Annotated in this window: 15 protein-coding genes; 7 read left to right on the top strand and 8 right to left on the bottom strand. The window is 53.0% G+C overall.

All coding sequences use genetic code 11. The annotated features are described in order from the left end of the window. Positions 1-63 precede the first annotated feature (63 nt). The 3 genes from clpB (at position 64) to QUD59_RS06320 (ending at position 4,411) form a co-directional block, all read left to right on the top strand. Positions 64-2,643, top strand: coding sequence for an ATP-dependent chaperone ClpB (gene clpB / locus QUD59_RS06330; RefSeq protein WP_286240289.1), 2,580 nt, complete (start codon positions 64-66; stop codon positions 2,641-2,643). 167 nt (positions 2,644-2,810) lie between these two features. Further along, positions 2,811-3,488: a hypothetical protein gene (locus QUD59_RS06325; RefSeq protein ID WP_286240288.1), complete on the top strand. Its 678-nt coding sequence runs from the start codon at positions 2,811-2,813 to the stop codon at positions 3,486-3,488. 134 nt (positions 3,489-3,622) lie between these two features. Then, positions 3,623-4,411, top strand: a complete 789-nt coding sequence (locus QUD59_RS06320; protein ID WP_286240286.1) for a response regulator — start codon at positions 3,623-3,625, stop codon at positions 4,409-4,411. 65 nt (positions 4,412-4,476) lie between these two features. Here the strand turns inward: QUD59_RS06320 and QUD59_RS06315 are convergent, their stop codons facing one another. Further along, a complete protein-coding gene (locus QUD59_RS06315) occupies positions 4,477-4,743 on the bottom strand; it encodes a hypothetical protein (RefSeq protein WP_286240285.1) in 267 nt (88 codons plus the stop codon). A gap of 453 nt (positions 4,744-5,196) precedes the next feature. On the opposite strand from QUD59_RS06315, the gene QUD59_RS06310 reads away from it, so the two are divergent. From QUD59_RS06310 to QUD59_RS06300, 3 genes are all read left to right on the top strand, one after another. Next, complete coding sequence (locus tag QUD59_RS06310) at positions 5,197-6,918, top strand: acetolactate synthase 3 large subunit (protein ID WP_286240284.1); 1,722 nt, start codon at positions 5,197-5,199, stop codon at positions 6,916-6,918. A 2-nt stretch (positions 6,919-6,920) separates the two neighbouring features. Then, positions 6,921-7,415 (top strand): acetolactate synthase small subunit, encoded by a 495-nt coding sequence (gene ilvN, locus QUD59_RS06305; protein ID WP_286240283.1) that lies wholly within the window; start codon positions 6,921-6,923, stop codon positions 7,413-7,415. A gap of 76 nt (positions 7,416-7,491) precedes the next feature. After that, on the top strand, positions 7,492-8,109 hold the full coding sequence (locus QUD59_RS06300; RefSeq protein ID WP_286240282.1) for a flavin reductase family protein: 618 nt from the start codon (positions 7,492-7,494) through the stop codon (positions 8,107-8,109). 60 nt (positions 8,110-8,169) lie between these two features. Here the strand turns inward: QUD59_RS06300 and QUD59_RS06295 are convergent, their stop codons facing one another. The 5 genes from QUD59_RS06295 to bfr (QUD59_RS06275) form a co-directional block, all read right to left on the bottom strand. Further along, positions 8,170-8,577: an Asp23/Gls24 family envelope stress response protein gene (locus QUD59_RS06295; protein ID WP_286240281.1), complete on the bottom strand. Its 408-nt coding sequence runs from the start codon at positions 8,575-8,577 to the stop codon at positions 8,170-8,172. Positions 8,578-8,663: 86 nt separating this feature from the next. Then, positions 8,664-9,842 (bottom strand): cytochrome-c peroxidase, encoded by a 1,179-nt coding sequence (locus tag QUD59_RS06290; protein ID WP_286240279.1) that lies wholly within the window; start codon positions 9,840-9,842, stop codon positions 8,664-8,666. Between the two features lie 102 nt (positions 9,843-9,944). Further along, positions 9,945-10,226 (bottom strand): peptidylprolyl isomerase, encoded by a 282-nt coding sequence (locus QUD59_RS06285; RefSeq protein ID WP_286240278.1) that lies wholly within the window; start codon positions 10,224-10,226, stop codon positions 9,945-9,947. Positions 10,227-10,313: 87 nt separating this feature from the next. Further along, entirely contained in the window at positions 10,314-10,790 is a 477-nt protein-coding gene (gene bfr / locus QUD59_RS06280) for a bacterioferritin (protein WP_286240277.1), read from the bottom strand. A 12-nt stretch (positions 10,791-10,802) separates the two neighbouring features. Then, entirely contained in the window at positions 10,803-11,267 is a 465-nt protein-coding gene (gene bfr, locus QUD59_RS06275) for a bacterioferritin (RefSeq protein WP_286240276.1), read from the bottom strand. A 445-nt stretch (positions 11,268-11,712) separates the two neighbouring features. On the opposite strand from bfr (QUD59_RS06275), the gene QUD59_RS06270 reads away from it, so the two are divergent. After that, complete coding sequence (locus tag QUD59_RS06270; protein WP_286240275.1) at positions 11,713-11,907, top strand: (2Fe-2S)-binding protein; 195 nt, start codon at positions 11,713-11,715, stop codon at positions 11,905-11,907. Here the strand turns inward: QUD59_RS06270 and QUD59_RS06265 are convergent. Both QUD59_RS06265 and QUD59_RS06260 read right to left on the bottom strand, forming a co-directional pair. Continuing rightward, positions 11,904-12,731 (bottom strand): NAD-dependent protein deacetylase, encoded by an 828-nt coding sequence (locus tag QUD59_RS06265; protein ID WP_286240274.1) that lies wholly within the window; start codon positions 12,729-12,731, stop codon positions 11,904-11,906. The two genes, QUD59_RS06270 and QUD59_RS06265, sit on opposite strands and share 4 nt — an antisense overlap. 108 nt (positions 12,732-12,839) lie before the next feature. After that, positions 12,840-15,017, bottom strand: a complete 2,178-nt coding sequence (locus QUD59_RS06260) for a malate synthase G (RefSeq protein ID WP_286240273.1) — start codon at positions 15,015-15,017, stop codon at positions 12,840-12,842. Positions 15,018-15,032: the final 15 nt, after the last annotated feature.

Below are 15,032 nucleotides of genomic sequence, written 5' to 3'. Positions count from 1 at the left end.
TCCCGCCGACCGCCTTCAGGGCAATTTAAGGGCGGGTAAGTGAGCGCAATCTGTGGAGGTCATATGCGTCCGGATAAATTTACATCCAAACTACAGGAAGCCCTGGCAGAGGCTCAGTCTCTGGCTGTTGGCATGGATCACAACTACATCGAGCCGGTTCATCTGCTCAGTGCGTTACTGGAACAGAAACAGAGCAGTTGCGCTCAGTTGCTGATGCAGGCAGGCGCCAATATCAGCGGCCTGAAAAGCCAACTGGCTCAGGCATTACAAAAACTGCCTCAGGTTTCAGATCCTGACGGTGAGATCCGACTCTCTCAGGATGTGGCGCGGATCTTTAATAAAGCCGACAAAATTGCACAGCAACGGGGCGATCAGTACATTGCCAGTGAGCTGATGTTACTGGCGCTGCTCGATGACAAATCTGAAGCGGGCAAGCTGCTGCGCGATGCAGGCGTAACAGCGCAACGTCTGGAAGCTGTTATCAATCAGGCGCGCGGAGGTGAGGCGGTGAATGACCCTAATGCGGAAGAGAACCGGCAGGCACTGGATAAGTACTGTATCAACCTGACTGAAAGAGCTGAGGCGGGCAAGCTGGATCCGGTCATCGGTCGTGATGATGAGATTCGCCGCACCATTCAGGTACTGCAGCGCCGTACCAAAAATAACCCGGTGCTGATCGGTGAGCCGGGCGTGGGTAAAACCGCAATCGTTGAAGGTCTGGCGCAACGTATCGTGAATGGCGAGGTGCCCGAAGGCCTGAAGCGCAAGCAGGTACTGTCACTGGATATGGGTGCATTAATTGCCGGTGCCAAGTTTCGTGGTGAATTTGAGGAGCGTCTGAAAGCGGTTCTGAATGAACTCTCCAAGCAGGAGGGGCAGATTATTCTCTTTATCGACGAGCTGCACACCATGGTGGGCGCGGGTAAAGGTGAAGGCTCCATGGATGCGGGGAATATGCTCAAGCCGGCTCTGGCCCGGGGTGAGCTGCACTGTGTTGGCGCTACCACGCTGGATGAATATCGTCAGTATGTGGAAAAAGATGCCGCGCTGGAACGTCGCTTCCAGAAAGTGCTGGTGGATGAGCCGGATGAGGAATCCACAATTGCTATTCTGCGTGGTCTGAAAGAGCGCTATGAGGTGCATCATGGTGTCGATATCACCGATTCGGCGATCATCGCTGCCGCTAAACTCTCACAACGCTACATCACTGACCGGCAATTACCGGATAAGGCGATCGACCTGATCGACGAAGCTGCTTCCCGTATTCGTATGGAAATGGATTCCAAGCCTGAGGATATGGATCGGCTGGAACGCCGTCTGATTCAGCTCAAGATGGAGCGGGAAGCGCTGAAAAAAGAGAAAGACGCCGCGGCTAAACAGCGCCTGCAGGAGCTGGAAGAGACCATTGGTCGGGTAGAGAAAGAGTTTGCGGATCTGGAAGAGGTCTGGAAGGCAGAAAAAGTTGCCCTTCAGGGATCACAGAAGATCAAAGAGGAACTGGATCAGGCGCGTATTGAACTAGAGCAGTTTACCCGTGCCGGTGATCTGCAGAAGATGTCGGAGCTGCAGTACGGCCGTATTCCTGAACTGGAAAAACAACTGGCTTCGGCCGCTGAAGCCGAAGAGTCAGGCCAGCAGGAAACCAAACTGCTGCGTAACAAAGTCTCCGAAGAGGAGGTGGCCGAAGTGGTGTCCCGCTGGACCGGTATTCCGGTCAGCAAAATGCTCGAAGGTGAGCGGGAGAAACTACTGCGGATGGAAGCGGCGCTGCATGATCGGGTGGTCGGTCAGGATGAAGCGGTGGTTGCGGTATCCAACGCAGTCCGTCGTTCCCGTGCCGGCCTGGCAGATCCTAACCGGCCGAATGGCTCATTCCTGTTTCTGGGGCCAACCGGTGTCGGTAAAACTGAGTTGTGTAAAGCGCTGGCCAGCTTCCTGTTCGATACAGAAGAGGCGATGGTGCGGATCGACATGTCAGAGTTTATGGAGAAACACTCCGTGGCTCGTCTGATCGGTGCGCCTCCGGGGTATGTGGGATATGAAGAGGGTGGCTATCTGACCGAGGCGGTCAGACGTAAACCCTATTCAGTACTGCTCCTCGATGAGGTCGAAAAGGCCCATCCGGATGTGTTCAACATCTTGCTGCAGGTTCTGGAAGATGGTCGCCTGACCGATGGTCAGGGTCGCACTGTGGATTTCCGCAATACCATCGTGGTGATGACTTCGAATCTGGGGTCTGATCTGATTCAGAACTTCAGCGACGATGATGATTACCAGTTGATGCGTAACGCTGTGATGGAGGCTGTAGGCACACACTTCCGGCCTGAGGTAATCAACCGAATCGATGAGGTGGTTGTATTCCACAGCCTGCAGAAATCTCAGGTGGCGGGTATCGCTTCCATTCAGTTGCAGCGTTTGCAGAAACGCCTGGCGGAACGTGACCTGACCCTGACGCTGACCAGCACCGCCATGGATAAGCTGGTGGATGTGGGCTTTGAGCCGGTTTATGGCGCACGGCCGCTGAAACGGGCAATCCAGCAATGGATCGAGAACCCGCTGGCGCAGGAAATTCTCGCGGGTAAATACCCACCGGGTACCGAAATCGCGGTGGATGTGGAGCAGGGAGAGTTTACCTTCCGTTAAACACCTGCCGGTCAGGCTACCGGCCCAGTTCCGGGTCGGTAGCCTTTTTCGTTTTTTCTCTTCGGCATTCCAAAAAGCATCACCGTTTTACTGCTTGACATGGCCTGAAGCAGCGCCACTACCTATAATGAGCCAAAGCTTACTTAGGAATCTCAGGCGGGGGATCTATGCGTTGGTTGTTGGCGATACCATTTTTCATTTTATTGGCGGGTTGTGCCGGGCAGAAACTGCCGGAGGTCGCTCCGCCTGTTGATCGGGTTGAGCCGATCAACGTCAGTTTGCCTCAATTACACAGCTTTTCGCCTCAGTCCGACTATCTGCAGCCGCTGCTGACCACCATGGCGCGGGAGCCCTTCTACAGCCTGACCAACCCCCGGTTGCTGCTCACCGGCTATGAGTTCAGTCATACGCTTGCAGAAACTGACCGGCGGAAAACAGTGTATGCGTTCAAGGCCTCTCAGGGAGGGAGCTGGGGGTATCTTACCAGTGGTATCGGTATGCGCCCGGTGGCTAATGTAATTGCGATCCAGAATAGCAGTCTGGGCAGTGCTTATGCGCTGGTTCTGAAAAGTGTCAAACTCTGTCTGGTCAGTCAGGCTTCAGGGGTACCGGTCTGGCAGGGTGGTAAGTGGCAGTTTCCAGCCAGGCCCGGGTATTTCGAATGTACCGGAATGACGAATCAGAATATCTACCGGGTTGGCACGGGTCTGCCGGGGTTGCTGGGGCCCTATTTCAGTGAAAAAGACAGCGTGCTGGTATTCCGTAATCTGGGGCAGCTGCAGCAGGTGCTCTGGGCGTTGAAATATCAGTTCCCGGAACTGAATATCCCGGTTATTCAACCATAACCCGTCTGCATCAGGTCATGGTTATAGGGTATTTTCCTTTTTATTTCTAACGCTTATCATCTATTCTGGATAGAGTGTTGTGGCAAGGGTGGTAACAGACCGCCCGCCGCCAGTAGTTAACTACCGAGGATAAAATGAGTCAAATCAAGGTGCTGATCGTTGATGATGCGCGGTTTATTCGGGACCACGTATCGCGCATAGTCCATGAGCACTTTCCTGATTATCAGATCGATGCGGCCGAAGATGGGGATGCCGGTCGGAATATGATGAGTAAGGAACAGTACGACATGATCCTGTGTGACTGGGAGATGCCTGGCATGTCAGGGCTGGACCTGCTGCAGTGGGCCCGCCAGCAGGCTAAATACGTGGATATTCCCTTTATTATGGTGACCAGCCGTGGTGAACGGGATTATGTGCTGCAGGCGATTCAGGCCGGTGTGAATGACTACATGGGTAAGCCCTTTGAAGATCAGCAGCTTATCGATAAAGTGAAGAAGTTTATCGGTAAACGTATCGAGAGCAGTGCCGATTCCCGGCGAAAAGCGGCGCAGATGCTGGCAGCGGGAAAAACGGCTGCGGCAAAAAAAGTGCAGAAAAAACCGAAAGGTCTGGCTCATCTGCGTATCTCCTCAGGCGTGTTACGCTGTGCGATTAAAGAGATCACCCTGCAGAATGTGCAGGTGGTGGTTAAACGGGAAGAGGGGGTGCCGCAGCTTCTTGAACAGGTGGTTGTAGATATTGAACAGGCCTCCGGCAGCAGTGTGGCGCAGATGAACGGTTTTGTCTGCGGCCTGAGTGCTAACGAGCGCAGTGTGGATACAACCTTCGTCAGTGCTGAGGTTCAGTTTGTGGATAACGATCCGGAAAAGCTCGAAGTATTGACCTCTTATATTTCCGGCCTCGGGAAAAAAGCCAAAGCTTAGGTTTTCGCTTTTCAGAACAGAAAAAGGCTGCCATTGGCAGCCTTTTTCATTTAACGAACAGGTGCTTAGTAGAGCGCTTTTTCGTCCTTGATTACATCGATCAGTACTTCAAGAAACAGCTTGTCTGCGTCGCTGTGTTCCACCGGGATTTTGATGTTGGTGGTGGAGGAGAGTTCATCCGCAATCACGACGGCTGCATTTTCATCGTTCAGATGCTCACGGGCAATCTGCAGGGCTTTTTCGCAGATCTCCGGCTCAACCAGAACCTTGCGGATGAAAGACATCAGTTCGTTAATTACGCGCTCTTTATTCTTAATCTCAGCGACACTCATAGGGATCTCCTGAAGCAAGTATGTTCAGCGCCGGGCTGGATGAAATTTGGCACTGACTGAGTTTTTGTTAGCAAAACTATAACCTGATCCTGCCATTGAGGGTAGCTTTAAGCCCCGGAATACCGCAGTTGCGGTAGGTTTTTGTTGAAAAAACAGACGTCGCTTGCGAAAATGGCCGACTCGAATTTTGAGGCCTTGAGTGTGTAGGTAACCCCGAAACTCAGGGAGACAGCTTTCTGAGAGCCGTTTCTTACAAAGGTCTGTCGGTTGGGAGATCCCCAACTCCGGCGCACACCCGAACGTGAACCTGCAGCTCGACCCCTGGAATGGTTCAGAGTGAGACCGCTAGAGATTCAACAATTTTGTCTGGTACAGGCACGTTCAACGTTACAGAAACAAAAACTGTTAAGTACGTCAGCAACGAGACGCTGGCGTCGTTAGAGGGTGAATAAAGTGGAATTACTTTCAGGCGCAGAAATGGTTGTTCGCGCGCTTCGTGATGAAGGCGTTAAATATATTTACGGATATCCCGGCGGTGCACTGCTGCATATCTATGATGCCATCTTTACACAGGATGACGTCGAACACATTCTGGTCCGCCACGAACAGGCTGCCACGCATATGGCAGATGCGTATGCCCGTGCTACCGGTAAAGCCGGGGTAGCGCTGGTAACTTCTGGTCCGGGTGCAACCAATGCTGTTACAGGTATTGCGACCGCCTACATGGACTCTATTCCGATGGTCGTTATCACAGGTCAGGTTATGTCACACCTGATTGGTGAAGACGCATTTCAGGAAACCGACATGATCGGTATCTCCCGTCCCGTGGTGAAGCACAGTTTCAGCGTGCAGCGGCCGGAAGAGATCCCTTCGATCATTAAGAAAGCGTTCCACATTGCTGAAAGTGGCCGTCCGGGTCCGGTTGTGGTGGATATTCCTAAGGATATGACCACGCCGACAGATCGGTTTGAGTATGAGTATCCGAAGAGCGTGAAAATGCGTTCATACAATCCGATCTCTAAAGGTCATACCGGTCAGATCAAGAAAGCAGTGGATATGCTGCTGGCTGCCAAGCGTCCGATTATCTATGCCGGTGGTGGTGTCATCATGGGTGATGCCAGCGAAGAGCTGACTCACCTGGCGAAAGAGCTGGGTTATCCGGTTACCAATACCCTGATGGGTCTGGGTGGTTACCCGGGCACCGACAAACAGTTTGTCGGTATGCTGGGTATGCACGGCAGCTATGAAGCAAACATGGCGATGCACCACAGCGATATGATTCTGGCAGTGGGTGCGCGTTTTGATGACCGTGTTACCAATGGTACTGACAAGTTCTGCCCAACGGCGAAAATTGTCCATATCGATATCGACCCGGCTTCTATCTCCAAGACCATCAAAGCGGATGTACCGATCGTAGGTCCTGCTAAAGCGGTTCTGAAAGAGATGCTGGATCAGGTTAAGGCGGCGAAAAAACAGCCTTGTGCAGAAAGTATTAAGGGCTGGTGGGAACAGATCGAAGAGTGGCGTGCGCGTCACGGTGGTCGTTACCGTACCGATGATTCTCAGTTGATGAAACCGCAGCAGGTTATCGAGATGCTGAGCAAGGTAACCAACGGCGATGCATTTGTCTGTTCCGATGTGGGTCAGCACCAGATGTTCGCAGCGCAGTACTACAAGTTCAACAAGCCAAACCGCTGGATCAACTCCGGTGGCCTCGGCACCATGGGCTTTGGTATGCCGGCGGCGATGGGTGTTAAGCTCAGCTTCCCGGATGATGAAGTGGTATGCGTAACCGGTGAAGGCAGTATCCAGATGAATATTCAGGAACTGTCTACCATCAGCCAGTACGATATCCCGATCAAGGTTATCTGCCTCAACAACCAGTCGCTGGGCATGGTACGTCAGTGGCAGGATATGAACTACGAGTCGCGTCACTCTCAGTCCTACATGAAGTCACTGCCTGACTTTATGAAGCTGGTTGAGTCCTACGGCCACGTGGGTATCAAGGTTGAGCGTTACGAAGATCTGGAAGGTGCTATGCGTGAAGCGTTCTCTCTGAAGGACCGTATGGTATTTATGGATATCGCAGTTGATCCGTTTGAGCACGTGTATCCGATGCAGGTTCCACGTGGTTCTATGCGTGATATGTGGCTGAGCAAAACGGAGAGAACTTAATCATGCGACACATTATTTCGGTATTGATGGAAAACGAGCCGGGCGCATTGTCCCGCGTAGTGGGTCTGTTCTCTCAGCGTAACTTCAACATCGAGTCACTGACCGTGGCCCCGACTGAAGATGAAACGCTGTCCCGCCTGACCGTGACGACGGTTGGTGATGACCGTGTGGTTGAGCAGATCACCAAGCAGCTAAACAAGCTGATTGATGTGGTGAAGGTTGTTGATCTGACGGAAGGTGATCATCTGGAGCGCGAGCTGATGATGATCAAGATGAAAGCCAACAGCGGCACCGTTCGTGCAGAGATCAAGCGTACTGCGGATATCTTCCGTGGCACCATCATTGATGTAACGCCAAACACTTACACCGTTCAGTTGATCGGTGCGAGCAGCAAACTGGATGCCTTTATTGAGGCACTGGGTACGGCTAACATCATGGAAGTGGTGCGCTCCGGTGTATCGGGTATTGCCCGTGGTGAGAAAGTGCTGACGCTGTAATCCGGTATCAGCCTGTGTCAATCTATAACCGCCTGCCCTTGCTGCAGGCGGTTTTTTTTATCTGGAGGAATGGATTTTGATTCTGAATATGGCAGAAATGGCAAAACTGCAGGCCTATCACACCCTGACTCAGGTCGTGATTCCACGCCCGGTCGCCTGGGTGCTGACTGAAGAGGCTGACGGTGACTACAACCTGGCTCCGTTCTCATTTTTTGCCGCAGTGTGTAGTGATCCGCCCCTGATTATGCTGTCGATCGGTGCCAGCAAACCGGATGGCAGTGAAAAAGACAGTTATCGGAATATCCTCAGGAATGAGCGTTTTGTGGTGCATATTGCCGGTGCCGATATGGCGGGACAGGTAACCGAGAGTTCCGCCTCTCTGCCGCAGGGAACTTCAGAGCTGGCGCATTGCGGTCTTGAAGTGACTGATTTCCCGGGCTCCGGGCTGCCGCGGGTGCTGGGGCCCAAAATTGCCATGAGTTGCAGCCTTTACCAGCAGCAGGATATTGGCAACAGTCAGCAGCATCTGGTGTTTGGTAAGATCGAACAGATCTGGCTGGATGATCAGGTCGTAACCGAGGACAGTAAAGGCCGTCTGAAGGTTGATGCCGCAGCGGTAGATCCGCTGGGCAGGCTGGGTGGTACCGAGTATCAGACCTTTGGTGAGCTGCTCTCGATCCCGCGCCCGGCCTGATGACCCTGTGATACCGCAGACCGGGGCCTGAGCCCCGGTAAATCCTCAGAGGGAGTTGGGTCAGCCTCCGCTGGCGCGGATAACATAATCCTGATAGGCGGGGATGGCGATGGCGGCGAGGATGCCAACCAGAGCGATCAGGAAAAAGATCAGGGCGGCGATCGACCAGCGGCGTTGTACCCGTTGGAAATGCTCGACGCTATCCCAGCGTTTATTCTCCCAGGCCCACTGACGGCCCTTGATGCCCAGCACTATTACCATAACAAACCCGATATAAGGCACCAGAGCCAGCAGGCCGATCCAGGTTCGGTTAAAGATCGCCCACAACCAGTTGAAGAAAAAACCTCCCCAGGACCAGCCTCTGACCCCGTCCGGGTAACTGGCCACTTTACCCTGTCCTGAGTTATTAAGGTCACCCGGTTGGGCAAGATCGGCTTCCGGAGCCTGATAGATATTACTGTCACTCATCACTGCATTCCCTGTGGATAAGATAGATTGAATGGAACTGCCCGGTTAACGGGCAGGTTAGTATTAGCACAGCCGGGGCAGAAAGCCTACTGAGCGACGCGATTTTCCAGCAGGTGTTCGTAGCGCCGATCTGTCAGTGTTTCTAAAAATGCCACCAGAGCATCGATTCGCTGCGATTTAAGGGCTGGCCCGGTTTCCAGCTCTTGCCACGAGATGTTCTCAGCGACTTCCGGAGGCCCCCAGGCTTCACCTGTTTCCGGATTGATCTGGCGACTGGCACTGCGGCTGTTGTACTTGTCGTAGAATAGGATAACGGTGCGCAGATCCTGAAATACGCCGTTGTGCATATACGGGCCGGTCACCGCCACATTACGCAGCGTCGGTACCTTGAGCTTTCCAGCCTGAGCCGGATCATCCACCCGTGGATTGTTGAGTAGCCCCAGATCCTGTGTTGCGGCCGCTACGCCATTCAGGGCACGCCCTTTGAAATTAGTGGGCACGCCGATGTTGTGGTACTCATAATTGCTGAATGTTTCCTGAGGGTGGCGCTGGGAGCGGTTCAACTGGTGGCAGAGGTTACAGTTGGTGAACTGCTGGGAGAAGAACAGCGTTCGGCCCAGCTCTTCCTGAGGCGTCAGTTTATATTCGCCTTTCAGGTAACGGTCATACCGGGAATCGAATGGTGCGAACAGTTCAGTACGTTCAAAGCTGGCGATGCTGTCAGCCATAGCCGCGTAAGCTTGTTCAGGCTGGCTAAAAATCTGTTCACCATAGATGGATTTAAACGCAGCAACATACAGCGGGTTTTCCAGCAGTCGTTCTACGGTCGCCGCTTTCGAGGGCATTCCCATCTCCGCAGGATTCGTCGGAGGGCCGGCGGCCTGATCGGCCAGACTGCCGGCGCGGCCATCATGGAACTGACCGCCCACGTATCTGCCCTCTTTATTCAGATGGAAGGCCGGGCTGAACAGGGCATAGGCTGCTGTCGGAGCGTTTCTGTCACCCAGCGAGTGGCCATCATCTCCCAGAGAGTAGGCCCCGTTAACACCGTTATCCCGCGGATCAATAAAGCCCTGTTCTGGCGCGTGGCAACTGGCACAGGATTGTGTGCGTTGCTGTGACAGGTTGGTATCAAAATACAACTGCTGACCCAGCAGAGGCTTACTCAGTATCTGCTGAGCCGGAGGCTGTGGTTGTGAGCAGGCGGTTAAAGCACTGACCAGACTGAGGCTGACCAGGCATACCAGAACAGGTGATTTAATCATTCCGAATTCTTTTAATAATCAAATGCATTAAGTAATGAGAATGATTATACATAAAGATTGGGTTTGAGTGTTGATGCGGATCAAGACCCGCGAAATGGGGCACTATTTGCGGTAAATGGTTTCGATCAGATGCCAGCCAAAGCGGGTTTTGACCGGGCCGTGGACTACGTGCAGGGGCTTTCTGAAAACAACATCTTCGAAAGGCTTGACCATCTGACCCCGGCGGAACTCGCCCAGATCACCAAAGCGGCGGCCGGAAGGGCACAGGGAGTGCTTCTTGGCCAGTTTGCCAAAGTCAGCGCCGAGTTGTATCTGTTTTTTAAGCTTCTCAGCCTGATCACGGGTTTTTACCAGAATGTGGCGGGCGCAGGCACGGTTTGCCATTTAACGATCTCCAGAAAAGGGTTCGCTATTCTAGCGGAAAAACGGACGGGAATCAGGGCGCAGATAGAGCGCCCTGACGGCGTTGCTTCAACCGTCGCCCATTTGTGACTGCAGGTAGTTCTGCAGGCCAATGCGTTTGATCAGCCCCAGTTGTTTTTCCAGCCAGTAAGCGTGATCTTCTTCGGTGTCTTCAAGAAGTTTTTCCAGAATTTCACGGGTCTGGTAGTCCTGCTCTTCTTCACACAGTTTGATGGTGTCTTTCAAGCGTTGTGCGACCTCGTACTCGACTCGCAGATCGCTCTCAAGCATAGAGGGAACATCGGTACCTACTTTAAACCCGTCACGGGTGACCATATCCGGTGTACCTTCCAGAAACAGCATCCGTTCGATCAGTGCGGCGGCGTGGCCCTTCTCGTCATCGAACTCATGGTCGATGCGTTCGTACAGCTTGTGCAGGCCCCAGTCATCGTACATACGGGAGTGAATGAAGTACTGATCCATCGCCGCCAGCTCCATCGCCAGCAGGCTGTTCAGGGCGTCGATTACACGTTGATTACCTTTCATCTTTGCTCTCCGTTAAATCTGTGACTGCAGATAGTTTTCGATGCCGGTATTGGCGATCAGATACTGCTGGGTTTCGATCCAGTCCACGTGATCCTCTTCATATTCGAGAATATCTTCCAGAATATCCCGGCTGACGTAGTCGCCGGAGGTTTCACACTGGGCGATCGCTTCCCGCAGCAGTGTCAGTTGTTCCAGTTGGAACTCCATATCGCAGGCCAGCATCTCTTCGGTGTGTTCACCGATGCGTAAACGACCTAACTGCTGCAGGTTCGGCAGACCTTCCAGAAACAGGATCCGCTCGATCAGATCATCGGCCTGCTTCATATCTTTAATCGACTTTTTGTAAGCCTTCTCATTCAGCTCATCGAGGCCCCAGTTTTTATACATCCGCGCGTGGAGAAAAAACTGGTTGATGGAGGTCAGTTCGCTGGTAAGAACCTTGTTCAGATAGCCGATGACTTGTTTATCACCTTGCATGGGATCTCCTTAAAATCTGCTCATTACCCAGCATTATTGTCGGGTTTGGTGTCAGAACGTTGCAACAGTCTAGGTTAGAACCGAATTAAAATCAAAACTCCTTTAAAAACAATGGGTTGAAAACCCTAATGAGTTGGATTCTCATTATTGTTCTGTATAAATACTAATCAGTTTTGTGTGGGTATACCGGGGTATCGCGGTAAATTCAAACGGTTATCGGGCAGCGGGAACGCCGCGATGATGCATAAGCGGGGTCTGAAGCCTGTGCAGGCCGGGCCCTCAACAGAATTTTGGTTTTCCGGAAACGGCCTTAGTTGAATCTGTTTCGGCTGCATTAAGTAAAATGAGAATAATTTTCATAAACATTCTTGTTGTTATAGTTGTAATTGATCGAGGTGATAATTATTATCAATACCAGTCCTTGTTGAGATTGGTTATCAGTATTATGTTTGTTTGTATCTGTGAAAACATTACCTGTGGTGAAATTCGCGAAGCGGTAGATAACGGTGCCCGCTCTGTTCGTGATCTGAACCGCTCAATGGATCTCGGTAGTCAATGTGGCAAATGTGTCTGTGCTACCCGTAAGGTGATCAAAGAGCATCTGGCCGAGTCCGATTACGACCTGGCTGTTCCGGCTTAATTTCCTTTCAGTAGCGCCACAGCCGTTTCCAGCGTGGCTGCGACAGGCGCATCCAGCTTCAGGCTCAGCAGCGGATCAGCCCGGGTCATCCCCAGATTGAGTGCTGCGATCGGTTTGCTCCACTCGGCGGCCTTTTTACAGAAACGATACCCCGAATACACCATCAGTGAACTGCCTATCGTCAGAAGTGCATCGGCCTGTTGCAATTCATCCAAAGCACTGAATACCCGTTGTTTGGGAACATTATCCCCGTAATACACCACATCGGGTTTCAGTATCCCGCCGCAGTATTCACACTCGGGCACGTTAAAATGCTTAAATACCTCTGATTCAAGATCCGCATCGCCGTCGGGGCGAGGGCTGGCAGCCATAGCTTCAAATCCGGGGTTGTCCACAGCGCTGCGCTGATGAATCCGGCGGCGATCAAAGTCTTCTTCACATTGCATGCACTTTACCCGATCAGATCGACCATGCAGATCCAGTACATTCCGGCTGCCACTGCGCTGGTGCAGGCGATCAACATTCTGCGTAATCAGCAAACGGATGTGACCAAGGCGTTCTAGCTCTGCAAGTGCCCTGTGAGCGGGGCCCGGCTCTGCATCGCGGATCAACGGCCAGCCGATCAGACTGCGCGCCCAGTAGCGCTGCCGGGCGTAATGGCTCTGCATATATTCTTTATGCTGGACCGGGGCGCTATGCTGCCATTTGCCGTCACGGTCACGGTAGGCGGGAATCCCGGAATCGGTACTGACTCCGGCACCGGTGAGCACCACCAGATCCGGGTGATTGTGAATAAAATCTGCAAGTTGTTCTGCATGGGACATAGCCGGGACGCCTGTTCATTCGAGTCTGCTCAGTCTAACTGAAACAAAAAAGCCGCGCCCTGAGGGCACGGCTTTTATTACGGACTGACGTTTTATTCGGATGAGCGATTAAGCGCCGAATTTAACTTTGGCTTCGATACGGCGACGGTGCAGTACCGGCTCGGTGTAACCGTTTGGCTGCTTGCAGCCCTCGATGACCAGTTCGCAGGCGGCGGCAAAGGCGACGCTGTCTTCGAAGTTCGGTGCCATCGGACGGTATTCAGGATCCGCAGCATTCTGACGGTCTACCACTTCGGCCATACGCTTCATGGTTTCCATCACCTGTGCTTCAGAGCAGATACCGTGACGCAGCCAGTTTGCGATGTGCTGGCTGGAGATACGCAGTGTCGCACGGTCTTCCATCAGGCCTACATCATTGATATCCGGCACTTTGGAGCACCCCACACCCTGATCAACCCAGCGTACTACGTAGCCAAGGATGCCCTGTGCGTTGTTATCGAGCTCCTGCTGAATCTCTTCTGCACTCCAGCTCGGGTTGCTCTCAACAGGGATGGTCAGGATATCATCCAGATTGGCACGGCTGCGGCTCTTCAGCTCGTCCTGACGGGCGAATACATCCACTTTGTGGTAGTGCATCGCATGCAGGGTCGCTGCGGTTGGTGAAGGCACCCATGCGGTGTTGGCACCGGCCATCGGGTGGCCGATCTTTGCCTGCAGCATGTTAGCCATCTGATCTGGAATCGGCCACATACCTTTACCGATCTGAGCGCGTCCCTGCAGGCCGCAGAGCAGACCGTTATCAACGTTCCAGTCTTCATAAGCAGCGATCCAGGAAGCCTGCTTCATGTCGCCTTTACGGATCATCGGACCTGCTTCCATGGAGGTGTGGATCTCGTCACCGGTACGATCAAGGAAGCCGGTGTTGATAAATACCACACGCTCTTTAGCCGCGCGGATACACTCTTTCAGGTTGACGGTGGTGCGACGCTCTTCATCCATGATACCCATCTTCATGGTGTAGCGTTCCAGACCCAGTGCATCTTCAATACGGGCAAACAGTTCGTTGGCAAAAGCCACTTCTTCAGGGCCGTGCATCTTCGGTTTTACGATGTAGGTCGAACCGGTGACGGTGTTGCTGAATTTGCCATTACCTTTGATATCGTGGATCGAGATCAGGGTCGTTACCATGCCGTCCATGATGCCTTCCGGTACTTCGTTACCCTCTTTGTCGAGGATCGCTTCGTTGGTCATCAGGTGACCTACGTTGCGCACGAACATCAGGCTGCGGCCTTTCAGTGCCAGGGTAGAGCCGTCCAGCGCGGTATATTCACGATCACCGTTAATAGTACGGGTGAAGGTTTTACCACCTTTGGAAACGTCCTCGGACAGATCGCCTTTCATCAGGCCCAGCCAGTTGCGGTAAACCACTACTTTATCGGCACTGTCTACTGCAGCAACGGAGTCTTCGCAGTCCATGATTGTGGTCAGCGCGGATTCCATGACGATATCTTTGATACCGGCGGCGTCTTCCTGACCGATCTGGCTGTTGCGGTCGATCTGGATCTCAAAATGCAGACCGTTGTTGACCAGCAGGATAGACTGCGGCGCACTGGTTTCGCCTTTATAGCCGACCAGTTTGTCTGCATCGGCCAGTGTCGTGGTCGTACCATCAGTCATGGCAACAACCAGTTTACCGTCAGCAATCGTGTAGGACGCAGAATCTTTGTGCGAACCGGTAGCCAGCGGTGCTGACTGATCGAGGAAATCACGTGCTGCGGCAATGACCTTAGCGCCACGGGCCGGGTTATAACCGCCGGATTTCTCCGCGCCGTTGTCTTCAGAGATCGCGTCAGTGCCGTACAGTGCATCGTACAGGCTGCCCCAGCGTGCGTTGGCCGCGTTCAGTGCGAAGCGGGCATTCATCACTGGTACTACCAACTGCGGGCCAGCCATAGTGGCCATCTCTGGATCCACGTTGCTGGTGGATGCAGTGAAATCTTCGCCTTCCGGCAGAAGGTAACCGATCTCACTGAGGAATTCTTTGTACGCGTTGAGATCGAATGCCTGACCCTGACGTTCACGGTGCCAGCTGTCGATCTGCTCCTGAATGGCATCACGTTTTGCCAGCAGTGCGCGGTTTTTGGGTGCCAGGTCGTGGACGATGGCATCGAAGCCGGCCCAGAACTGTTCGCTGGTTACGCCAGTGCCTGGCAGTGCTTCGTTATTCACGAAATCGTAAAGAGCCTGTGCAACCTGCAGGCCGCCGCTCTGTACCCTTTGACTCATAATCAATTGCCTCAG

The organism is Neptuniibacter halophilus, from assembly GCF_030295765.1.
In the GTDB taxonomy this organism is placed as follows: Bacteria; Pseudomonadota; Gammaproteobacteria; order Pseudomonadales; family Balneatricaceae; genus Neptuniibacter; species Neptuniibacter halophilus.
The sequence above is the reverse complement of the archived record's forward strand: the minus strand, read 5'-3'. Positions and strand labels throughout refer to the sequence as shown.